The organism is Streptomyces sp. NPDC055140, from assembly GCF_053607285.1.
On sequence record NZ_JBSGTG010000005.1, the window covers coordinates 51,406 to 73,072 of the forward strand.

The following is a 21,667-nucleotide window of genomic DNA, read 5'->3' on the forward strand; positions in this document are numbered from 1 at the left end:
CCCGTCTGCCGCAGCAGACGGGGACTTCACGACCGTACGGCCGACGGAACTTACGCCAGCAGCGCCGGGATCGTTGCCTCGTGGGCCTCGCGGAGTTCCGTGAGGGGGAGGGTGAACTCGCCCTGGAGTTCCACCGCGTCGCCGTCGACCACGCCGATGCGGGTGGCCGGGAGGCCACGCGCGCCGCACATGTCGGTGAAGCGCAGCTCCTCGCTCCGCGGGACGGCGACGACCGCGCGGCCCGCCGACTCGGAGAACAGGAACGTGAACGCGTCCAGGCCGTCGGGCACGATGAGCCGCGCGCCCTTGTCGCCGAGCATCGCCGACTCGACCACGGCCTGGATCAGACCGCCGTCGGACAGGTCGTGCGCGGCGTCGATCATGCCGTCGCGAGACGCCGAGATCAGGATGTCGGCGAGCAGCCGCTCCCGCTCCAGGTCGACCTGCGGGGGCAGACCGCCGAGGTGGTCGTGGACGACCTGCGACCAGGCCGAGCCGCCGAACTCCTCACGGGTGTCGCCGAGCAGGTAGAGGAGCTGGCCCTCTTCCCTGAAGGCGACCGGCGTGCGGCGGGCGACATCGTCGATGACGCCGAGCACGGCCACGACGGGCGTCGGGTGGATCGCCGCCTCACCCGTCTGGTTGTACAGCGAGACGTTGCCGCCGGTCACCGGGGTGCCGAGGATCTGGCAGGCGTCGGCGAGACCGCGGATGGCCTCGACGAACTGCCACATGACGTCCGGGTCCTCGGGCGAGCCGAAGTTCAGGCAGTCGGAGATCGCGAGCGGCTTGGCGCCGGTCGTCGCGACGTTCCGGTACGCCTCGGCGAGGGCGAGCTGCGCGCCGTGGTACGGGTCGAGCTTCGCGTACCGGCCGTTGCCGTCGGTCGCGATGGCGACGCCGAGCCCCGACTCCTCGTCGATGCGGATCATGCCCGAGTCCTCGGGCTGCGCGAGGACGGTGTTGCCCTGCACGAAGTGGTCGTACTGCGAGGTGATCCACTTCTTCGACGCCTGGTTCGGCGACGAGACCAGCGCGAGGACCTGCTGCTTCAGCTCGTCCGACGAGGACGGCCGCGGCAGCTTGTTCGCGTCGTCGGCCTGGAGCGCGTCCTGCCACGCGGGGCGGGCGTACGGGCGCTCGTAGGTCGGGCCCTCGTGGGCGACGGTGCGCGGGTCGACGTCGACGATCTTCTCGCCGTGCCAGAAGATCTCGAGGCGGTCGCCGTCGGTGACCTCACCGATGACGGTCGCGATGACGTCCCACTTCTCACAGATCTCGAGGAAGCGGGCGACCTTCCCCGGCTCGACGACCGCGCACATGCGCTCCTGCGACTCACTCATGAGGATTTCCTCGGGCGAGAGCGTGGAGTCGCGCAGCGGTACGTCGTCCAGCTCGACGCGCATGCCGCCCGAGCCGTTGGACGCCAGCTCGCTGGTGGCACAGGAGATTCCGGCGGCTCCGAGGTCCTGGATGCCGACGACGAGCTTCTCGGCGAACGCCTCCAGGGTGCACTCGATGAGGAGCTTCTCCTGGAAGGGGTCACCGACCTGGACGGCGGGACGCTTCGAGGGCTTCGCGTCGTCGAAGGTCTCGGAGGCCAGGATCGAGGCGCCACCGATGCCGTCACCGCCCGTCCGGGCCCCGTACATGATGACCTTGTTGCCCGGGCCCGACGCCTTCGCGAGGTGGATGTCCTCGTGCCGCATGACACCGATGGCGCCCGCGTTGACCAGCGGGTTGCCCTGGTAGCAGGCATCGAAGACGACCTCGCCGCCGATGTTCGGCAGGCCCAGGCAGTTGCCGTAGCCGCCGATGCCGGCGACGACACCCGGCAGCACACGCTTGGTGTCGGGGTGGTCGGCCGCGCCGAAGCGCAGCGGGTCGACGACCGCGACCGGGCGCGCGCCCATCGCGATGATGTCGCGCACGATGCCGCCGACGCCGGTGGCCGCGCCCTGGTAGGGCTCGACGTACGACGGGTGGTTGTGCGACTCGACCTTGAAGGTGACGGCGTAGCCCTGGCCGACGTCGACGACACCGGCGTTCTCACCGATGCCGACGAGCAGCGCGTCGGACTGCGGCGCCTTCTCGCCGAACTGGCGCAGGTGGATCTTGGACGACTTGTACGAGCAGTGCTCGGACCACATCACGGAGTACATGGCGAGCTCGGCGCCGGTCGGGCGGCGGCCGAGGATCTCCACGACGCGCTCGTACTCGTCCTCCTTCAGGCCGAGTTCGGCCCAGGGGAGCTCCACGTCGGGGGTCTTTGCGGCGTTCTCAACGGTGTCGAGGCTCATGAGGCGGCGACCAGCTTCTTGAGGATCGAGGTGAAGAAGGGGAGACCGTCGGTGCGACCGGAGCCGACGAGCGGCTCGACGGCGTGCTCCGGGTGCGGCATCAGACCGACGACGTTGCCCGCCTCGTTCGTGATGCCGGCGATGTCGCGGAGCGAACCGTTCGGGTTGAAGCCCACGTAACGGAAGGCGACGCGGCCCTCCGCCTCCAGCATGTCCAGCGTGCGCTCGTCGGCGACGTAGCGGCCGTCCATGTTCTTCAGCGGGATGTGGATCTCCTGGCCGGCCGTGTAGTCGGCGGTCCAGGCGGTGTCCGTGTTCTCCACACGCAGCTTCTGGTCACGGCAGATGAAGTGCAGATGGTCGTTGCCGAGCATCGCGCCGGGGAGCAGGTGCGCCTCGGTGAGGACCTGGAAGCCATTGCAGATACCGAGAACGGGAAGACCCGCCTTGGCCTGCTCGACGACGCTCTCCATCACCGGCGAGAACCGGGAGATGGCACCCGCCCGCAGATAGTCGCCGTAGGAGAATCCACCGGGCAGGACGACAGCGTCGACCTGCTTCAGATCCTTGTCCTTGTGCCAGAGGGCGACGGGTTCCGCGCCGGCGAGTCGGATCGCGCGCTGCGTGTCCCGGTCGTCGAGGGAACCAGGAAAGGTGACGACTCCAATACGAGCGGTCACTTTTCTGCCCCCACCGCGGGTTCTTCCACCTTCACGATGAAGTTCTCGATCACGGTGTTGGCGAGGAACGTGTCGGCCAACTCATGGATACGGGCGAGGACGGCATCGTCGACGGGCCCGTCAACCTCGAGTTCGAATCGCTTTCCCTGACGTACGTCGGAGATGCCCTCGAAACCGAGGCGCGGCAGTGCACGCTGCACCGCCTGGCCCTGGGGGTCGAGGATCTCCGGCTTGAGCATGACGTCGACTACGACGCGTGCCACTGGCACTCCCGGTGTGTGGTGCTGAGCAGGTCCCTTCAGACTACCCGGACAAAATTTCTACTCGCGTAGACCGTAGGAAGCTACGAGAGCCGGATCACGTTACTGCAACAGCACGGTGACCCCGTGGAAAATCGGGGGAAAGATTTCGGAGACCCATTGCCTCCGGACACGCGGGGGGATTTAGTCGGTCTTCACAATGCAATGCCAGGCAAGGTAAAAAGGAAATGGCGAAAGCGGGCAGTTCGCCTCTGCTTTGCCCCATAACAGCCGGACAGTCGACATCGGCGCACGTCAAGGTGCAGATGTCGCACGAAGGGACCGATATTCGTGGCGCAGCGTGTCGTGGTCACTCTCTCCGACGACATCGACGGCGGAGATGCCGCAGAAACGGTCGTGTTCGGTCTCGACGGCAAGTCGTACGAGATCGACCTGAATCCAGCCAATGCCAAGAAACTGCGCACGGCCCTGGCCCCCTTCCTCCAGGCCGGCCGCAAGCAGACCGGCTCGGGCAAGGGCGCCTCGGGGAAGACCGTCAGGAGCTTCAAGCACACCGCGGTGTCCGCCGACCCGGCGGCCGTCCGCGCCTGGGCGCGCTCGCACAAGATGGACGTCCCGCCGCGCGGCCGCATCCCCAAGCGGGTCTACGAGGCGTTCGAGGCGGCCAACTGACCCCCTCCGACAGCCCGCAGAGCAGCCGACTTGCGCTCCACCCCTGTTGATCAGCTAAAGTCTGGAGCACGCCGAGGGGCGAGGCCGAAAGGCCGGACCTCACGGAGTCTTGCGGGTGTAGTTCAGTAGTAGAACATCCCCCTTCCAGGGGGAAGGCGCAGTGTGCAATTCCTGTCACCCGCTCTGCATGGCGTACCGACCACTCTTCGGAGTGCGGTAGGCTGGTGCTCGCGCCGATCGATGAGAGTCGATCGGAGGCAGTGCGAACGTAGCTCAGTTGGTAGAGCGCAACCTTGCCAAGGTTGAGGTCGCGAGTTCGAACCTCGTCGTTCGCTCCAGTTGAAGGCCCCGGTCCATCGGACCGGGGCCTTCTGCATGTCCGTGTCCCTCTGAGGCATGTCCGTGCCCCTGAGGCTCATGTCCTCGACCCGCTCTGACATTTGTCATGCGGTCCGGTGACAGCGCGCACTGCTCCTCGCCCCGGCGCCGGGAGAGGCTCGGGGCATGGAAACGAACGAGCGCGTGATCGACGTCACCGATCTGCGACGCGTGTACGGGGGCTCGTACGAGGCGGTGCGCGGAGTGACCTTCTCCGTCGCCCGCGGAGAACTCTTCGCCCTCCTCGGCACCAACGGCGCGGGCAAGACCTCCACCGTCGAACTCCTCGAAGGGCTCGCCGTCCCGGCCGGCGGCCGTGTACGGGTGCTCGGGCACGACCCGTACACGGAACGCGACCTGGTCAGGCCGCGCGTCGGGGTCATGCTCCAGGAAGGCGGCTTTCCGTCCGAGCTGACCGTCGCCGAGGCCGTCCGGATGTGGGGCGGATGCACGAGCGGCGCCCGGCCCGCCGGTGAGGCCCTCGAGCTCGTCGGGCTCGAACGGCGGTCCCGGGTCCGTGTGAAGCAGCTGTCCGGCGGCGAGAAGCGGCGCCTCGACCTGGCGCTCGCACTGCTCGGCCGGCCCGAGGTCCTCTTCCTCGACGAACCGACCACCGGCCTCGACGCCGAGGGGCGGCGCGCGACCTGGAACCTGGTGCGCGAGCTGCGCGCCGAGGGCACTACCGTGCTCCTGACCACCCACTACCTCGAAGAGGCCGAGGAGCTCGCCGACCGGCTCGCCATCCTCCACGAGGGGCGCATCGCCGCCGAGGGCCGGGTCGACGAGGTCGTCGCCGCCCAGCCCTCGCACATCTCCTTCGAACTGCCCGACGGCTACTTCCCCGGCGACCTCCCGCCGCTCGCCGAGCTCGGCGTGAACGCCCACGAGACGGACGGCCGCACCATCCGGCTGCGGACGGACGAACTCCAACGGGCCGCCACCGGCCTCCTGCTGTGGGCCAGGGACGCCCGGGTCGAGCTGCGGGGGCTCGACGTGCGCAGCGCGTCCCTCGAAGAGGCGTTCCTGCGGATCGCGCAGGACGCGCGTACGGACACCATGGCCGGCACGGAGAACAGGGATGAGGTGGCGGTGCGATGAGCGCGGTCGTGACGGACAGGACGAAGCCGGCGGCCACGGCCGGCACGACGGCCGCCGGGCGGATGCGGGCGCTCGCCCGCGCGGAGCTGACGCTGATCGGCCGCAGTAGGGGCACGCTCTTCACCGCGGTGTCCGTGCCACTGGTGCTGCCGTTCAGCGTGCGCTCGTCGATCGACAACATGGACCTGAAGGGCGCGGGGCTCACCGTCGGCTCGGTGCTGCTGCCGTCCGCGATCGGCTTCTCCCTCCTCTTCGCCGTCTACAGCGCGCTGGTCGGCGTCTACGCGGCCCGGCGCGAGGAACTCGTCCTCAAGCGCCTGCGCACCGGCGAACTGCGGGACGCGGAAATCCTCGCCGGCGCCGCCGTGCCCTCCGTCGCCATCGGCCTCGCGCAGAGCCTCGTGCTCGTCGCCGCCTGCACGGCACTGCTCGACGTGAGGGCTCCGCACGCGCCCTATTACGCCGTACTCGGGCTGCTGCTGGGCCTGGTGATGTGGCCCGCGCTCGCCGCCGTCACCGCGAGTTTCAGCAAGAGTGTCGAGAGCGCGCAGGTCGCGGCCATGCCGCTGCTGCTCCTCTCGATGCTCGGCTCCGGCACCGTCGTGCCCCTCGAAGTCATGCCGGACCGCCTCGCGTCGGTGTGCGAACTGCTGCCCCTCACACCGGTGATCACCCTCGTACGGGGCGGCTGGACAGGGGACCTCTCCGCGTACGACGCCCTGGGCGCCGTCGCCACCGCTGTGGCCTGGACCGTCCTCGCCGTGTTTGCTGTACGACGGTGGTTCCGCTGGGAACCACGGCGTTGATCCGACGGAGCGGGGACATGAAGCGGCCTGGAGCGTGGTGGCGGGGGAAGAGCACCCCGGCGAAGGTGGAGACGTACACACGGTGGTCCCTGCAGTCCTTCGGGCTCGTCGAGGTCTTCTGGCTCGGCCCGCTCGCCTTCGGTGAGGTGCCGGCCGCGCTCGCCTGGACCCTGCTCCTTGCGCTCTGCGCGCACGCCGTGCTCGGCGCGGTGACCACGTCCAAGGCGCTCGACTGGACGCGCGGCCGGCGCGAGCAGCCGGTCCGGCTGGTCATCGCGTACGGGGTCGCCACCGCCGTGATCTCCGTCGGGACGCTCGGCGTGATGCTGCGGGTGCCCGCGGACGAGGAGGCGGGCACCCGCACGGCGCTCGTCCTCTTCGTCGGCATCCTCATGGTCGGCGCGGGCTGTGCCACGCCCGGGCTGCGCACCCGCAGGCGGGTGATCGGCGCGGCGCTCGGCGCGTCCCTCGGGGCCGGGGCGGCGTCCGTGCCGTCCGGGCTGCCTGCGCCCGCCGCCCTCGTCACGGCGGCCACCGTGCTGTTCACCACCGCGATCTTCGCCCTGACCGCGGGATTCTCCGTCTGGCTGCTGAACGCCGTCCACGAACTCGACGAGGCCCGCGAGACCAGGGCGCGGCTCGCCGTCGCCGAGGAACGGCTGCGGTTCGGGCGCGATCTCCATGACGTGATGGGCAGGAATCTCGCCGTGATCGCGCTCAAGAGCGAGCTCGCCGTGCAGCTCACGCGGCGCGGGCGGCCCGAGGCCGTGGACCAGATGACCGAGGTCCAGCGCATCGCCCAGGAGGCGCAGAAGGAAGTACGGGAGGTCGTACGCGGCTACCGCGAGGCCGATCTGTCGGCCGAACTGGCGGGCGCACAGGGCGTGTTGACCGCGGCGGGGATCTCCTGCGACGTGGTGGGCCCGGCCGCCGAGCTGCCCGGCCCCGTACAGTCCGCCCTCGGCTGGGTCGTGCGTGAGGCCACGACGAACGTCCTGCGGCACGGGGACGCCCGACGCTGCGACATCGGCGTACGGGTGGGGCCGGACGCGGTGGTCCTGAGCGTGGAGAACGACGGGGCCGGGACCGCGGGGGCCCTGAGCGGCGGGTCCGGACTCGCGGGGCTGAGGGAGCGGCTTGCCGAGGTCGACGGGACTCTGGAGGCCGGTGTGGTGCCGGATATGGACGGGGTGTTCCGGGTGGTGGCCGAGGTGCCGCTGGCCGGGCGCACCGTGGGACCGCGGCGCGACGCCGCGTACGAAAGGAGCGCCGGGTGACCGTGCGCGTGCTGCTCGCCGATGACGAGCACCTCATCCGCGGGGCGCTCGCCGCGCTGCTCGGCCTCGAGGACGATCTCGCCGTCGTCGCCGAGGCCGCCACCGGACCCGAGGCTCTCGCCATGGCACGGGCGCACCGGCCCGACGTGGCCGTGCTCGATCTGGAGATGCCGGGCGCCGACGGTGTGAAGGTCGCCACAGCGCTGCGCGGTGAACTGCCCGCGTGCCGGGTCATGATCGTGACCAGCCATGGACGTCCCGGACATCTGAAGCGGGCCCTGTCCGCCGGCGTGCGCGGGTTCGTGCCGAAGACCGTGAGCGCCCAGCGGCTCGCCGAGATCATTCGGACCGTGCACGCGGGAAACCGTTATGTGGACCCGGAGTTGGCGGCCGACGCGATCGCCGCGGGCGACTCCCCGCTGACCGCGCGCGAGGCCGAGGTGCTCGAATTCGCCGCCGACGGGGCGCCCGTCGCGGAGATCGCCGAGCGCGCCGCGCTCTCGCCGGGGACCGTACGGAACTATCTGTCGTCCGCCGTCTCGAAGCTCGGGGCCGAGAACCGGCACTCTGCGGTGCGGCTCGCACGGGAGCGAGGTTGGGTATAGTTGCTCTCGCGCCACGGCGCAGTGCGAACGTAGCTCAGTTGGTAGAGCGCAACCTTGCCAAGGTTGAGGTCGCGAGTTCGAACCTCGTCGTTCGCTCCACAGAAAGCCCCCGGCACCTCAGGTGCCGGGGGCTTTCGCGTGTCTGGCGCGCCGTCGCTACCAGCTGACGCCGGTCAGGCGCTCGTACGCCTCGATGTACTTGGCGCGCGTCGCGTCCACGACCTGCTGCGGCAGCGCAGGCGGCGGCTGCTCGCTCTTGCGGTCCCAGCCCGACTCGGGACCCGTCAGCCAGTTCCGCACGTACTGCTTGTCGAACGACGGCTGCGCGTGACCCGGCTCCCACTCGGCCGCGGGCCAGAAGCGGGACGAGTCCGGGGTGAGGACCTCGTCGCCGAGGATCAGCGTCTCGCCGTCGAAGCCGAACTCGAACTTGGTGTCCGCGAGGATCACGCCGCGCTCACGCGCGATGTCCCGGGCCCGGCCGTACACGGCGAGCGTCATCTGGCGCAGCTCGGCGGCGGTCTCCGCGCCGACCTGGCGGGCCACCTCCTCGTACGACACGTTCTCGTCGTGCTCGCCGACCTCGGCCTTCGTCGCGGGCGTGAAGATCGGGGCGGGCAGCTCCGAGCCGTCGGTCAGGCCCTCGGGCAGGGCGAGGCCGCAGACCGTGCGCGAGTCGTTGTACTCGACGAGGCCGGAGCCCGTGAGATAGCCGCGGGCCACGCACTCGACGGGGACCATGCGCAGCGACTTGCAGATGAGGGTGCGGCCCTGCCAGTCGGCGGGGGCGCCGGGCGGCAGCTCGGTCGACAGGACGTGGTTGGGGACCAGGTCGGAGAGCTGGTCGAACCACCACAGCGACAGCTGCGTGAGCACGCGGCCCTTGTCGGGGATGGGGGTGGGCAGCACCCAGTCATAGGCGGACATGCGGTCGGAGGCGACCATCACGAGGTCGCCCGCCTCGTTCCGGTACAGGTCCCGCACCTTGCCGGTGTGGAGGTGTACCAGGCCCGGCACCTGCTGGGGTTCGGGCTTTTCGACGAATCCGGACACGGTTCCTCCCCGTGGATATGTACGAGTGCACCTGATTCTCGCTCATACGGGGATGAGTTTTGGCCACGGGTCCGGCGGGTGCGGCAGCGATGGGCGCGGGACGGGTCAGTCGCGTTTGCAGATCCGGTCGAGGAGGTTGGCCGTCGCGCGCTGGATCCGCGGGTCGACGTGGCCGGGGCGGTCGAGCGCCGGGGACCAGGCGAACGTGCCGGACGCGAAGACCAGCGATCCGGACGGCGCCCGGTACAGGGACGTCTCCTGGTGGCGCGGCGCCCGCTCGCTGTCGCGGTAGGGCGAGTGGGCGAGCAGGATGCGGTCCTCGTGCTCGGGCAGCGCGGTGCGCGGGAAGTAGCGGTCGGCCTCGCCGGCGACCAGGCCGTCGATCTCGTCGCCCTCGTGCGCCCCGGTGGCCTCCCACAGCCAGTGGTCCGCGTTCCGCACGACGAGGGGGTGCGGCTCGGGGACGCGGCCCGCGTACTGGATGCCCATGAGCTGCTGCTCGGGGCGGTCGATCTCGCGCCACAGGGCGGACTTCCCGGGTGCCCTGCGCTTGTGGCAGGTGAGCAGCCGGTCCGGCACGCCGGACGGGGACCGGCCCAACTCCACCTGCCAGTACATGGTGTTGGCGGAGAGGAACACGAGCGAGGTGCCGTGCTCGCGGGCCACTTCTGTGGTGCGGCGCATCGGCGTCGACCAGTACTCGTCGTGACCGGGGAAGACGAGGCCCCGGTAGCGGGTCGGGTCGATGCGGCCCGCGTGCAGGTCACGGGCGTCGGCGTACGCGAGGTCGTAGCCGTATCGCTCGGCCCAGCGGATGAAGTCGTAGGCGTGGCCGACGTGCAGGGGGAGGCCCGCACCGGCGTACGGGCGGTCGAAGGAGACCGTCGTCGCGGCGTTGCCCTCGCCGAGCAGCCGGCCTTCCTCGTCCCACGCGTGGTAGAGACTCGCCCCCGTGTGCCCGTCCTCCGGGTAGAGGTTGTACGCCTGCCAGGTCACGTCTGGCAGGAGCAGGAGGAGGTCGGCGGGGCGGCTGTCGCGGACCGTGAAGGGGACGTGCGAGCGGTAGCCGTCGACGGTGGTGAGGACGGCCACGTACGCCCCCACGTTCCAGAACGACGGGATCTGCAGGCGCCAGGACAGCCACCAGTGGTGGCAGGAGACCGTGCGGTCCGCGGTGAGCGGGGGCGGCTGGACGATGCCGGAGAGCCGCGGGCTGGTGATGATCTTGCTGGCGCCGTCGCCGCCGTAGTGGCCGATGCGGTAGATGTCGACGCTGAACTGCTGGGGCGGGTCCACCGTGATGTGGAAGTCGATCGCCTCGCCGGGCGCGGCCGCTCCGGTCGACGTGAAGCCCTTGATCTGGCGGTGCACGTCGTCGGCCATGCGGGGGCCGCCGGTGCGGGGGCTCGGGATGCTGGTCGTGATGTTGCTCGCGCCGGGCTGGGGGACGTGGTCGACGTACCAGGGGACCACCTGGCCCGTGTCGTCGAAGTAGTGCTCGCTGCCGCGCAGCCACGGCAGCGGGCCCTGGCCGAAGGGGTCGCTCACGGCGTGGGCGAGCGCGCCGGACTCCCAGCGGCGGATGGTGCGGGGTGACCGCGCGTGTTCCGGCCGCCCGGCCTTCTGCCCCTCCCGTTCCGGCCCCATGCCCGCTTCCCTCCCTCGCTCCCCCGAGCCCTCGTGTGCTCCGTCTGTCAGCGACCGGCCCCAGCACATCACATTACGCACGCACTCCGTCACCGTTCGTCGCGAATTGACGTGAACGGAACGTGGGCCTCCGGAGGTTGGGGGTCGGGCGGTGCGGATGCGAGAGGCGCCGGGTGCGGGTGTACCGCGATTGCTGTCGCGGCCTACACCAGTCGGACCGGCTTCTCGGGGCGGATGCCGAGGAGGGTGAGCCAGGCGCGCAGAGGCTCCGGGTCCCCCTCTTCCACGAGGCTCAGGACCCGCGGGGTCAGGTCCTTGGCGCGCTCGCCGTCGACCAGGAGCGAGGGGCCGTCCAGCCAGTCGAGGCCGGGGGCGGCTCCGGCCGTGTCCACGGCGGCGCAGCACACCATCGCCGTGACGTGGTCGGCCACCAACTCGCGTCCCGTACGGGGTGGTTGGAGCGGGAAGAGCGGGAGCATGCCCTCGTCCCACAGCGCGCCGTCGGGCCCCTGACCGGCGGCGGGCACGGGCGGGGCCGGGCGCTCACTCTCCTCACGGGCCGCCTCGGCACTCAGGCCGGCGGCGAGCAGAGCGGTGGGGGTGTCCTCGCGGCCCTCGGCGTCTTCGGGGTCCTCGGGGGCGGTGGAGTCGTCGTCGGGGGAGACGGTGGGGCCGGTGTCGGCGGCGACGGTGAGGTCCTCGGCGGGGACGGTGGGATCTTCCGGGTCTACGGGGGCCACGGAGGCTACGGGCCCTGCGGAGTCCCCGGCGCGCGTCGCCGTTGCGAGGTGGTCCATCACCCGGGCGAGTGTCGGGCCGTCGGGGTCGGGGGACGTGGGGTCCGCGGAGCCGCGTACGCCCAGTGCGTCGAGGACGCGGTGGAGGCGCGCCGCGTCCATGCGCCACTTACGGTCCACGACCTCGTCCGGATACTCCTGCCAGTCGACCGGCGCCCAGTCGGGGCCCGGCTCGGCAGGGCCTCCGTGGAACAGCCGGGCCGCGAGCAGCGACGCCGCCTCGTCCACCGTGCCCGGCTCCTCCAGCAGATCGCAGGCGGGCCGCTCCCCGAGCCGGGAGGCGAAGCCTTCGGCGAGGCGGTCGCGCCGGGACAGCTCGGTGAGGGCGGCGACGACGCCCACGTCCAGACGGGAGGGCCAGCGCCCCATGCGCCAGGCGGGCAGCGCGACCCGGGTGAGGAGCCGGTCCCAGCCCGCGTAGGCCAGGCCCACCTGCTCCTGGGCGACGATCCGCACGCCGTAGTCCACAGTCTGTGCGCGCTCGGCGGCGGCCGCGGCGACCCCCCGCTCCATCTCGCCCGCGTGGCCCCGGCAGCTGCGAAGGAGCAGGCGCACGACCCAGCCGACGCAACCGAGGACCGCCCGCCCCAGCGGTCCGCGACCGGGCGCCGCAGCGACGGCGACCGCCGCGTCCAGGCCCCGCACGAAGCGGCGCGCGGCCGCTATGTCCGGGTGCGCCGACGGCCCCGTACCGGCGACGACCGGGGCGAGCACGGCGCGCAGCTCGCCCACGCGCATCCACCACAGGAAGGGGGAGCCGATGACCAGGACGGGCGCGGCGGGCACCCGGCCTCTGCCTGCGCCGCCCCGGATCCCCGGGCCGTCGGCGTCACGCGGGATCCGGCCCCCGTCGTCCTTGGGCTTGGGCGGTCCGTGCGCGGGATGCGTACGGTCCTCCAGCCAGCTGTCGCAGTCCGGGGTGAGCGCTATGGCCGAGGGGACCGGTACGTCGAGCCGGTCGGCCAGATCGCGCACCAGGCGGTAGAGATCGGGGGCCCGCTCCTCGGCGATCGGCACCGTCGGGCTGACCGCCGGGCGGGCGCGGGCCACCACAAGGGCGATGCCCGCCGCCGCGGCCAGGACGACCAGGGCGACGACCGTGACGATCCACCGCGCCGTCCGCCAGCCGTCGCCGACCATGTGCCCGGTGGCGGCGCCCGCGGCCAGCACGACCGCGAGGGCCGCGGGCAGCAGGGCGACGGCCAGCGCCCTGCCGCGGATGCGCAGCACCGCGAGAGCCCGGGAGCGCGCGGCCTGCGCGCCCACCTCCGCACCCATACCGGACACGACCGACGTCACCCCCTGCTGCCTATGTTGCCTGCACCCATGGCGTTGTCCACTCCCCCACTGTGGCACCCGTCACTGACATCGCAATGCCGGTGGGCCAAGTGCCGGAATGCCTGCGCCGCACCCTAGTTGGGGCACATGGCATCGTCAGCCGGATGGACGAGCGGTCACTCGATGGAATGGCTTTGGGTAGAGGTGGATGACATTCAGGCCCCTGATCCGCTTCGGATCAAGGGCCTGAGGTTCACGCAGGTGAGGCTTCCGGTCAGGCCTCCGCGGCCGCCTTCGCCGCGATGTCGGTGCGGTGCTGCGAGCCGTCGAGACCGATGCGCGACAGCGCCGCGTACGCGCGTTCGCGGGCCTGCGTGAGGTCCGAGCCGGTCGCGGTCACCGAGAGCACGCGGCCGCCGGCGCTGACGACGGCGTCCCCGTCCCGCTTCGTCCCGGCGTGCAGGACGTACGCGTGGGGCGCATCCTGCGCGGCCACGTCGGCGAGCCCGGTGATGGGGTCGCCGGTGCGCGGCGTCTCCGGGTAGTTGTGGGAGGCCACGACCACGGTCACGGCCGCCTCGTCGCTCCAGCGCAGAGGCGGCAGGTCCGCGAGCGTGCCGTTGGCCGAGGCGAGGAGGACGCCCGCGAGCGGGGTCTTGAGGCGGGCCAGGACGACCTGGGTCTCCGGGTCGCCGAACCGGGCGTTGAACTCGATGACCCGGACACCGCGCGAGGTGATCGCGAGCCCCGCGTACAGCAGACCCGAGAAGGCCGTGCCGCGGCGGCGCAGTTCGTCGACGGTCGGCTGGAGGACCGTCTCCATGACCTCGTCGACGAGCTTCGGGTCGGCCCACGGCAGCGGTGAATAGGCGCCCATGCCACCGGTGTTGGGGCCCGCGTCGCCGTCGAGCGCGCGCTTGAAGTCCTGCGCGGGCTGGAGCGGGACGACGGTCACTCCGTCGGTGATCGCGAAGAGCGAGACCTCGGGGCCGTCGAGGAACTCCTCGATGACGACGCGGTCACAGGCGTTGGCGTGCGCGCGGGCGGCCTCGAGGTCGTCGGTCACGACGACGCCCTTGCCGGCCGCGAGCCCGTCGTCCTTGACGACGTACGGAGCGCCGAAGGCGTCGAGCGCCTCGTCGACCTCGTCCGGGGTGGTGCAGACGTACGAGCGGGCGGTCGGCACGCCGGCACCCGCCATCACGTCCTTGGCGAACGCCTTGGAACCCTCCAGCTGTGCGGCTTCCCCGGAGGGGCCGAAGCAGGGGATGCCCGCGGCGCGTACGGCGTCGGCGACCCCTGCGACAAGGGGTGCCTCCGGGCCGACCACGACGAGGTCCGCGGCCAGCTCACCGGCCAGCCGGGCCACGGCGACGCCGTCGAGGGCGTCGACCGGGTACAGCTCGGCGACCTCGGCGATTCCTGCGTTGCCGGGCGCGCAGTGCAGCGCGGTGACGTCGGGGTCGAGGGACAGTGAGCGGCACAGGGCGTGTTCGCGGGCGCCGCTGCCGATGACAAGGACCTTCACGCCAGCCAGCATAGGCGGCGGGCCGGTGTGCTCTTGTACGGGCCGCCGACCGCGGGGGCGGCGGGGGTTCGTGCGTTTCTCCATGAGGCGGGGTGCCGGGGGCCCCGGTCCGGCGGCTTTCCGGGGGCGGGAGGGTGTGGCCCGGTGGGCGTGGCTGCTCTGCGTAGGCATGGCCGCCTGACCCCTGCTGCCGCCTACTCGTTCGTGAACTCCTCGACGACGGTCGCGCCGAGCTCGCGGACGATCAGGTCGTGGCCGGAGAGGACCGACTCGTCGAGGTCGGGGTCGTCGTCCGCCGGGATGTCGTCCTCGATGGAGACCGGGGGCGGCTCCGAGGCGGCCGGTCTCGGCGCGGGGGCGGGGGCGGACGCCTGCGGCGCGGACCGGTCCGGGGGTCTCGGCGCGGCCGGGGCCTGGGCCTGCGGGGCCGGCGGGCGCGGAGAGGCCGGGGCCGCGGGGGCACTACCGCCGCCGTGGCCCGGATAGCCGCCGCCCGGGGCGGGGGGCGGTGCTTGGCCACCACCGCCTCCCGAGGGGTCGACGACCGCCTCGACCTTCCAGTGGACGCCGAACTGCTCGGCCAGCGCCGTCCGCAGGACGTCTTCGCTGCCGCTGCTCGCGAAGTTGTCCCGCGCTCCGGCGTTCAGGAAGCCGAGCTGGAGGGTCGTGCCGTCGAAGCCGGTCACCTGCGCGTTCTGGCTGAGCAGGATCCAGGTGAAGCGGCGCTTGTTCTTGACCACTTCGAGGATGTTCGGCCACAGGCTGCGCGGGTCGAGCCCACCGGCGGCGGGCGGTGCCGCGGCGGGGGGCTGAGCGGGTGCCTGCGGCTGGGGCTGGGCGGGGGGCGGCGTGGGCGCCGCGGCGGAGGGCTGGCCTCCACCGGCGGCCCCACCGGTGCCTCCGCCGGTGGGCGCGGCGGTGGGCCACCCGCCGGGGCGCCTGCCGCCACCGGCCGGGGTGGCGGTGGGCCATGCGCCGGGTGCGGCCCCGGCGGGCGGCGCCGCGGGCGGGGGTTCGGCGGGCGCGGCCGGAGGCGCGGACACCTGCGGAGCGGGCGCGGCCTGAGCAGCGGGAGCTTGGGCAGGAGCAGGAGCCGGGGCAGGAGTGGGCGCCGGAGCAGCAGGCGCGGGCGCGCTCTCGCCGCCCGGTCCGGGCCCCCGCACCGCCGCCCGGGCAGCGGCAGGACCGCTGCCCGCAGGGACCTGCGCGGCCGCACCGGGGTGGGCGTCGGGCGCGGGCACGTACCCCATGGCAGGACCGGAGCCCTGTCCCGCGGGCACGAAGTGGCCGCCGCGCTCCAGGCGGTCGAGCCTGGCCATCACGGAGCGGGCGTCGTCGTACGCAGCGGGCAGCAGCACGCGCGCGCAGATCAGTTCGAGCTGGAGGCGGGGCGAGGTGGCGCCCCGCATCTCCGTGAGCCCCTCGTTGACCAGGTCGGCGGCGCGGCTGAGCTCGGCGCCGCCGAAGACTCCGGCCTGGGCCTGCATCCGCTCGACGACGTCCACGGGGGCGTCGATGAGGCCCTTCTCGGCCGCGTCCGGGACGGCGGCCAGGATCACCAGGTCCCGCAGCCGCTCCAGGAGGTCGGCGACGAACCGGCGCGGGTCGTTGCCCCCCTCGATGACACGGTCGACGACCTCGAACGCGGCCGCGCCGTCACCCGAGGCGAAGGCCTCCACGACGGAGTCGAGGAGCGAACCGTCCGTGTACCCGAGGAGAGACGTCGCCATGGCATACGTCACACCGTCCTCGGCCGCGGCGGCGAGCAGCTGGTCCATGACGGACATGGAGTCACGCACGGAACCGGCGCCGGCCCGCACGACCAGCGGCAGCACACCCTCCGCGACGGGGATGTCCTCCTTGCCGCAGACCTCGCCGAGGTAGTCCCGGAGCGTCCCGGGCGGCACGAGGCGGAAGGGGTAGTGGTGCGTACGCGACCGGATCGTCCCGATGACCTTCTCGGGCTCGGTGGTGGCGAAGATGAACTTGAGGTGCTCCGGGGGCTCCTCGACGACCTTCAGAAGGGCGTTGAACCCCGCCGACGTGACCATGTGGGCCTCGTCGATGATGTAGATCTTGTAGCGGCTGCTCGCGGGCCCGAAGAAGGCCTTTTCGCGCAGGTCACGGGCGTCGTCGACACCACCGTGCGAAGCGGCGTCGATCTCGATGACGTCGATCGAACCCGGACCGTTCCTCGCCAGGTCGCGGCAGGACTGGCACTCGCCGCACGGCGTCGGCGTGGGCCCCTGCTCGCAGTTCAGACACCGCGCGAGGATGCGCGCGCTCGTCGTCTTGCCGCAGCCGCGCGGGCCACTGAACAGGTACGCGTGATTGACCCGGTTGTTCCGCAGCGCCTGCTGCAGCGGGTCGGTCACATGTTCCTGCCCGATGACCTCGGCGAACGACTCCGGGCGATAGCGGCGGTAGAGCGCGAGAGACGACACGTATACGAGGTTATAGGCGCCCACTGACAACCACGGCCGCCGAGGGCGAACCGCCCCGGAACGCAAGACGCCCCTCACGCACCCGCCAGAGCCGACCTACCCTTGCTGCCTTCCGGCCCTGGGGGAGTTCAGTCAGATAGCGCCACGTGAGGGGCTGAGCTCCACAGTAGCGGATGCCCGGCCGGAATCACGAGCCCGGCCCCCGGCCCGATCACCGCCCCCGGATCATGTTCGCGAGCACCCCCCAACGTCTTGTATTGTTTGCGGCGGAGGATTCGCCTAGTGGCCTAGGGCGCACGCTTGGAAAGCGTGTTGGGGGCAACCCCTCACGAGTTCGAATCTCGTATCCTCCGCCATTGCTCTCACCGGGCAATACGTCGAAGGGCCCCACCGCTTGCGGTGGGGCCCTTCGACGTTCTGTGGTTGCGTAGCCGGACACCCGACTGGGAGGTCCTGACATGACCAGTAAGTTCACCGAACTTGCGATCGACTGTGCCGATCCCGACGCGCTCGCCCGGTTCTGGTGCTCGGTCCTCGGATACGAGGTGCAGGACGAGGAGGACGGACTTGTCATCATCGGCTCACCCGCGGTGCCTGAGGGCAAGGACCGCCCCGGCCCGGTGCCACCGGCGTTGACCTTCGCGCGCGTGCCCGAGGGCAAGGTCGTCAAGAACAGGCTCCACATCGACGTCAACCCGGCCGACAGGGAACAGGACGAAGAGGTCCGCCGCCTGCTGGGCCTGGGTGCCCGGCGCGTCGACGTCGGGCAGGGCGATGTGAGCTGGGTCCCACTCGCCGACCCGGAGGGGAACGAGTTCTGCGTCCTTGCGACCCGTCACCCCTGACCGGGGCGCGCACGGCGTTTCCCGGCTCAGGGTTCGTCGGGGTTGGCGACGAGGAGTTGTGCGGCCTCGGTGATGTTGTCGTCGCGGACCGCGCGGGCCATCGCGGCGCGGGCCGCCGCGGGCTCCGACTCGGGAGGCACGACCAGCAGGACGAAGTAGTCCCCGTCGCCGCGGGTGACGAGGGCGGTGCCGTCGCCGACCTCGTGCGCGTCGAGATGCACGACTCGGTCGTCGATGATCAGGCGGGTCGGGAGTTCCTCCCAGGCGGCGGAGTCGAGTCCGACCCGGGTGATGGGGCCGAGACGTGAGGTCAACTCCGTGATCAGGGCGGGCAGTTCGGCCACGATGTTGTGGGACCGGGGCCACCATGCGCCGTCGAGGAGCCCTTCGCGGGACTGGGTGGTCTCCAGCCTCGGCAGGGCCGTTCCGGGTTTCGCCCCTTGATGGGCCTCGTCCGGCAGAAGCAGTGGGGGCTGGTGGGGGGTGTCGGATTCAGCCATGGTCGTTCGCCCGCCTCGGTCGTACGGCCGACGCCCACCGTGTGGCCGTACCGATGACGGGGCGGGCGTCGACCGGCGCGATGCCGTCGTAGCTTCACGGTAACCCCGGGGGCTGCGTCCACGCGCGGCGCAGCGGGCCGCGATCGGCGGCGGCCGGAGTTACGGTTAAAGCAGTGGAAAGCGGGAGGTGACGGCCATGGAGGCGATCATCCTCATCGGCGCCATCGTTCTCGTGACCCTCATGGGCATGCGCCTGATCCACCGGATCAACGCCCGGCACGACGCTCGCATCGCCTCGCACACCTTCAGCGATGCCATGCCGGGAGTCGGCAGACGGAGCCGCAAGCACCACCGGCGGGTCCCCGAAGACCCCTCCGGCCCGGCCGACCCCCGCTGACCGGGGCCGCGTCAATCCTCCTGCCGTGGCGCCAGGTGTTCCACCACTTCCGTCAGGTCGCTGACCGCCTGCTCGATCTTCTGGCGGACGCTCTTCTGTTCGGTGACGATCGCCGCGAGCAGCAGCGCGGTGAGCGCAGCCGAGCCGTTGAGTGCCTGGAGGTTGACCATGACCTCGAAGAGGGTGTGGTCGGCGAACGGACCGACGTGGTCGGTGGCCGCCGAGATCCCCAGTACGGACACGAACAGCACGCACGGCGCCGCCCCCGCGAGCTGGAAGCGCAGCGCCGCCCACGTGAGCAGTGGGAAGACGAGGAAGAGCAGGGCGAGCGCGCTTCTCGTGGCCAGGGGCGTGATGACGGCGGCGGTGACCACCAGGGCCGCGACCTCCGGCCACCGGCGGGTGTTCCAGGGGAGTCGGGCCCTGCTCAGCGCGATCAGCAGCGGTGTGCCGACGAGTACGCCCATCGCGTCGCCGGTCCACCACGCCGCCCACACCGGCCAGAACGCGCTCCACGCCAGCTTGCCGCTGAGCGCCAGCACTCCCGTACCGACGGTGGCGCTGAGCAGTATCGGCAGCAGTCCGCCCAGGAAGACCAGGGCGACCCCGTCCCGCAGCCGGTCCAGCTCGACACGGAAGCCGACCTTGCGCAGCAGCAGGCAGGCACACACCGGAGCGAGGGTGTTCGCGGCGACGATCCCTAGGTCGGACGGGCTGAAGGGGCCGATCGACTCGATGAGCAGGAAGGCGCCGAGCGCGATGCCCGGCCAGATCCGCAGGCCCATCCAGAGCAGGCAGGTGACGGCGACGCCCGTCGGGAGCCAGAGCGGGGTGACGACCGCGCCTTCGAGGACGATCCGCTGCCACAGGCCGAGCCGTCCGGTCGCGTAGTAGGCGGCGGCGACGGCGAGGACCCTCAGCAGGGCCTCGGAGAGGCGTCGGAGTTCCTCGGTGCGCACCACTGGATCACATAATCACTCCCGTCCCGTGGCGGAGCGTGACACGCGACGCCGGGGGCCCGCTGTCACCCGGGCAGGACCGCCGGTGGCGGGTCGTGGCGCAGGACGAGTACCGCGGAGTCGTCCTGGTGGCCGGTGCAGTCGGCGACCTTCATCACCGCGGCGGCCAGTTCCGCGGGTTCGGCGCCCGCCCCGGCCGCGACGACCCGGGCCACCCGCTCCAGGCCCGCCTCGATCGGGAACCGGGGGCCTTCGACGACGCCGTCGGTGACCAGGACGTACGCGCCCGCCGTCGAGAGGCGGTGCCGGGTGACCGGGTAGCTGGACCCGGGCAGCATGCCCAGCGGCAGCCCGCCTTCGTCAACCGAGATGCCGTACCGGCCGTCGACCGTGGCCCAGATGGCGGGGACGTGGCCCGCGCGGGCGGACTCCAGGACCCAGGTCGTCGGGTCGAAGCGGAGGAAGCTGCAGGTCGCGAAGAGATCGCGGTGCATCGACAGCAGCAGGTCGTTGGCCTGGGCGAGCGCCTCGCCGGGGTCCGGGGCGAAGGCGGCCACCGCACGCAGGGCGATGCGGATCTGCCCCATGAAGGCGGCGGCCTCGACGTCGTGGCCCTGTACGTCCCCGATGGAGAACCCGAGGGCGCCGTCGGGGGCGGCGAAGGCGTCGTACCAGTCCCCGCCGATGTCCAGTCCGTGGCGGGCCGGCGAGTATCTGGCGGCGGTCCGCAGTCCCGGCAGGGCCGGCAGGGAGGCGGGGAGCATCTCGCGCTGGAGGGCTTCCGCCAGTTCGACCCGGGCGTGCTGGAGTTCCGCCCCGGCGCGTGCCTGTGCGGCAAGGCGGCCGAGCCTGGTCAGCAGGTCGTCGGCGCTCTCGGGCTGGCTGGGACGACGCTGCGTCATGGACCGCTCCGGATACGGAAAACCCCGGATTCATCATATTTCCGCGGCGCCCCCACCGCCGCTCAGCTCCTGGACCTCGCCGTACGTCGGCGCCTCGGGGGCGATCTCCCGGCCCGCCCGTACGTCGAGCGCCGCCGTGACCGCGGCGCCGAGTGCCGCGCGGAACAGGAGCGAGCCGAGGCTGACCCGGCGGACGCCCAGGGCGGCGAGCTCGGGGACGGTGGGGCCTGTGGGGGAGTAGAGGATGTTGAGGGGGATGCCGGACGGGCGCAGGTACGCCACGAGTTCCTGGATCGCGGCCGGGTCGGCCAGGCCCGGTACGAAGACGCCGTCGGCGCCCGCCTGCCGGTAGGCGTCGAGCCGGTGCCGGGTCTCAGGCTCCGGCGCGGTCCGCGGGTCCGGGAGCCAGTACGTGTCCGTGCGGGCGTTGACGAACAGGTCCGGTACGGCCGCCTTGACCGCGGCGATCTTCGCCGCGTGGACGGGGGCCGGGGTGAGCGTGCCGTCGGCCCTGCCGTCCTCCAGATTGATCCCCACCGCGCCCGCCTGTGCCAGCTCACGGGCGAGGCCGGCGACCTCGGCCGGGTCGTCGCTGAACCCGCCCTCCGCGTCCACGGACAGCAGGAACGCTCCCCCGCCCAGGCGGCGGGCCAGGCGCAGGGTCTCCTCGCGGGTGGCGGCGTGGCCGTCGGGGAGCCCGGCCGCGGCGGCCACGCCGAGGCTCGTCGTGCCGATCGCGGCGAACCCCTGCCCGGCGAGCGCGGCGGCGGAGGCGTGGTCCCAGGCGTTGGGGAGGAGGAGAGGGCCGTCGGGGTCGTGGTGCAGGGCTTTGAAGACCATGCAGCGCACGCTAGGCGCGGAACGGTTCGGCGCCCGCCGAAGTGTCCGGGAGCGGCGGGCGCCCCTCAGTCGTTGACCGCCGTCAGCAGCACCGCCGTGTCCGTGACCGCGCGCAGGCCGTGCCGTTCCTGCGGGAGCGCGTGGAGCCGGCCCTCCGTGAGCGTCACGTCGCCCGAGACCGCCGTCAGCACGACCTCGCCCCGCAGGATCTGGAGCGTTGCGGCGGGCGGTGCGTTGTGCTCCTCCAGGACCTCGCCCGCCGTCAGGGCGATCACGCTCTGGCGGAGGGTCTCCTCGCGGAGCAGGAGATGCGCGCTGCGGCCGTGGGGGGAGGTCCGGGCTGCGGCGACGTGCTTGTCGGCGAGAGCGTTCAGGTCGTACGTCGTGGTCATGCTTCCAGC

20 protein-coding genes, 4 tRNA genes and 1 other RNA gene are annotated in these 21,667 nt (G+C 71.9%); 11 read left to right on the forward strand and 14 right to left on the reverse strand.

Translation table 11 applies throughout. The features are described from left to right. Positions 1-50 precede the first annotated feature (50 nt). From purL to purS, 3 genes are read right to left on the reverse strand one after another with little or no spacing between them, the layout of a single operon-like run. Entirely contained in the window at positions 51-2,300 is a 2,250-nt protein-coding gene (purL, locus tag ACWFR4_RS12190; protein ID WP_453469113.1) for a phosphoribosylformylglycinamidine synthase subunit PurL, read from the reverse strand. After that, positions 2,297-2,980 carry a phosphoribosylformylglycinamidine synthase subunit PurQ gene (purQ, locus tag ACWFR4_RS12195; protein WP_453469112.1) on the reverse strand — a complete coding sequence of 228 codons (684 nt, stop codon included), beginning with the start codon at positions 2,978-2,980 and terminating at the stop codon, positions 2,297-2,299. Before purQ ends, purL begins: the two co-directional genes overlap by 4 nt. Next, the gene (purS, locus tag ACWFR4_RS12200) at positions 2,977-3,243 is read right to left on the reverse strand and encodes a phosphoribosylformylglycinamidine synthase subunit PurS (RefSeq protein ID WP_453469111.1); all 267 of its coding nucleotides are present in this window, start codon (positions 3,241-3,243) and stop codon (positions 2,977-2,979) included. The genes purQ and purS overlap by 4 nt, the downstream gene beginning before the upstream one ends. A 327-nt stretch (positions 3,244-3,570) precedes the next feature. On the opposite strand from purS, the gene ACWFR4_RS12205 reads away from it, so the two are divergent. From ACWFR4_RS12205 to ACWFR4_RS12240, 8 genes are all read left to right on the forward strand, one after another. Then, positions 3,571-3,912, forward strand: coding sequence for a histone-like nucleoid-structuring protein Lsr2 (locus tag ACWFR4_RS12205; protein WP_116512201.1), 342 nt, complete (start codon positions 3,571-3,573; stop codon positions 3,910-3,912). Positions 3,913-4,023: 111 nt separating this feature from the next. Further along, positions 4,024-4,095: transfer RNA gene (locus ACWFR4_RS12210), tRNA-Gly, on the forward strand. Positions 4,096-4,174: 79 nt separating this feature from the next. Further along, positions 4,175-4,250 (forward strand) — tRNA-Gly (locus tag ACWFR4_RS12215). Positions 4,251-4,416: 166 nt separating this feature from the next. Continuing rightward, positions 4,417-5,388, forward strand: coding sequence for an ABC transporter ATP-binding protein (locus tag ACWFR4_RS12220; RefSeq protein WP_453464854.1), 972 nt, complete (start codon positions 4,417-4,419; stop codon positions 5,386-5,388). Further along, complete coding sequence (locus ACWFR4_RS12225) at positions 5,385-6,194, forward strand: ABC transporter permease (protein WP_453464857.1); 810 nt, start codon at positions 5,385-5,387, stop codon at positions 6,192-6,194. Before ACWFR4_RS12220 ends, ACWFR4_RS12225 begins: the two co-directional genes overlap by 4 nt. A gap of 17 nt (positions 6,195-6,211) precedes the next feature. Then, complete coding sequence (locus tag ACWFR4_RS12230; RefSeq protein WP_453652217.1) at positions 6,212-7,471, forward strand: sensor histidine kinase; 1,260 nt, start codon at positions 6,212-6,214, stop codon at positions 7,469-7,471. Beyond that, a complete protein-coding gene (locus tag ACWFR4_RS12235) occupies positions 7,468-8,076 on the forward strand; it encodes a response regulator (RefSeq protein ID WP_453652219.1) in 609 nt (202 codons plus the stop codon). The genes ACWFR4_RS12230 and ACWFR4_RS12235 overlap by 4 nt, the downstream gene beginning before the upstream one ends. Positions 8,077-8,099: 23 nt before the next feature. Further along, positions 8,100-8,175: transfer RNA gene (locus ACWFR4_RS12240), tRNA-Gly, on the forward strand. A 57-nt stretch (positions 8,176-8,232) separates the two neighbouring features. Here the strand turns inward: ACWFR4_RS12240 and ACWFR4_RS12245 are convergent. The 6 genes from ACWFR4_RS12245 to ffs form a co-directional block, all read right to left on the reverse strand. Further along, entirely contained in the window at positions 8,233-9,129 is an 897-nt protein-coding gene (locus tag ACWFR4_RS12245) for a phosphoribosylaminoimidazolesuccinocarboxamide synthase (protein ID WP_116512197.1), read from the reverse strand. Between the two features lie 105 nt (positions 9,130-9,234). Continuing rightward, complete coding sequence (locus ACWFR4_RS12250) at positions 9,235-10,776, reverse strand: N,N-dimethylformamidase beta subunit family domain-containing protein (protein ID WP_453464865.1); 1,542 nt, start codon at positions 10,774-10,776, stop codon at positions 9,235-9,237. Between the two features lie 203 nt (positions 10,777-10,979). After that, on the reverse strand, positions 10,980-12,851 hold the full coding sequence (locus ACWFR4_RS12255) for a hypothetical protein (RefSeq protein WP_453652487.1): 1,872 nt from the start codon (positions 12,849-12,851) through the stop codon (positions 10,980-10,982). 274 nt (positions 12,852-13,125) lie between these two features. Beyond that, the gene (purD, locus tag ACWFR4_RS12260) at positions 13,126-14,379 is read right to left on the reverse strand and encodes a phosphoribosylamine--glycine ligase (protein ID WP_453464868.1); all 1,254 of its coding nucleotides are present in this window, start codon (positions 14,377-14,379) and stop codon (positions 13,126-13,128) included. Between the two features lie 194 nt (positions 14,380-14,573). Then, positions 14,574-16,823: a DNA polymerase III subunit gamma and tau gene (locus ACWFR4_RS12265; protein ID WP_453652221.1), complete on the reverse strand. Its 2,250-nt coding sequence runs from the start codon at positions 16,821-16,823 to the stop codon at positions 14,574-14,576. A 63-nt stretch (positions 16,824-16,886) separates the two neighbouring features. Continuing rightward, positions 16,887-16,981: signal recognition particle sRNA small type (gene ffs / locus ACWFR4_RS12270), an RNA gene on the reverse strand. A gap of 110 nt (positions 16,982-17,091) precedes the next feature. Here ffs and ACWFR4_RS12275 point away from each other — a divergent pair. Together ACWFR4_RS12275 and ACWFR4_RS12280 are read left to right on the forward strand one after the other, a co-directional pair. Further along, a tRNA-Ser gene (locus ACWFR4_RS12275) sits at positions 17,092-17,179 on the forward strand. A 102-nt stretch (positions 17,180-17,281) separates the two neighbouring features. After that, entirely contained in the window at positions 17,282-17,668 is a 387-nt protein-coding gene (locus tag ACWFR4_RS12280) for a VOC family protein (RefSeq protein ID WP_453464874.1), read from the forward strand. A gap of 26 nt (positions 17,669-17,694) precedes the next feature. Here ACWFR4_RS12280 and ACWFR4_RS12285 read toward each other — a convergent pair whose 3' ends face one another. After that, positions 17,695-18,168, reverse strand: coding sequence for a DUF5994 family protein (locus tag ACWFR4_RS12285; protein ID WP_453464877.1), 474 nt, complete (start codon positions 18,166-18,168; stop codon positions 17,695-17,697). Positions 18,169-18,364: 196 nt separating this feature from the next. On the opposite strand from ACWFR4_RS12285, the gene ACWFR4_RS12290 reads away from it, so the two are divergent. Then, a complete protein-coding gene (locus ACWFR4_RS12290; RefSeq protein WP_453464880.1) occupies positions 18,365-18,565 on the forward strand; it encodes a hypothetical protein in 201 nt (66 codons plus the stop codon). Between the two features lie 11 nt (positions 18,566-18,576). On the opposite strand, the gene ACWFR4_RS12295 is transcribed toward ACWFR4_RS12290, so the two are convergent. The 4 genes from ACWFR4_RS12295 to ACWFR4_RS12310 all read right to left on the reverse strand — a co-directional run bounded on the left by ACWFR4_RS12295 (position 18,577) and on the right by ACWFR4_RS12310 (position 21,658). Further along, positions 18,577-19,527 carry an MASE1 domain-containing protein gene (locus ACWFR4_RS12295; protein ID WP_453464883.1) on the reverse strand — a complete coding sequence of 317 codons (951 nt, stop codon included), beginning with the start codon at positions 19,525-19,527 and terminating at the stop codon, positions 18,577-18,579. Positions 19,528-19,589: 62 nt separating this feature from the next. Beyond that, entirely contained in the window at positions 19,590-20,426 is an 837-nt protein-coding gene (locus tag ACWFR4_RS12300) for a PP2C family protein-serine/threonine phosphatase (protein WP_453464886.1), read from the reverse strand. A 33-nt stretch (positions 20,427-20,459) separates the two neighbouring features. Further along, entirely contained in the window at positions 20,460-21,266 is an 807-nt protein-coding gene (locus ACWFR4_RS12305; RefSeq protein ID WP_453652223.1) for an isocitrate lyase/PEP mutase family protein, read from the reverse strand. A 65-nt stretch (positions 21,267-21,331) separates the two neighbouring features. Then, positions 21,332-21,658 carry a cupin domain-containing protein gene (locus tag ACWFR4_RS12310; protein WP_375985449.1) on the reverse strand — a complete coding sequence of 109 codons (327 nt, stop codon included), beginning with the start codon at positions 21,656-21,658 and terminating at the stop codon, positions 21,332-21,334. Positions 21,659-21,667: the final 9 nt, after the last annotated feature.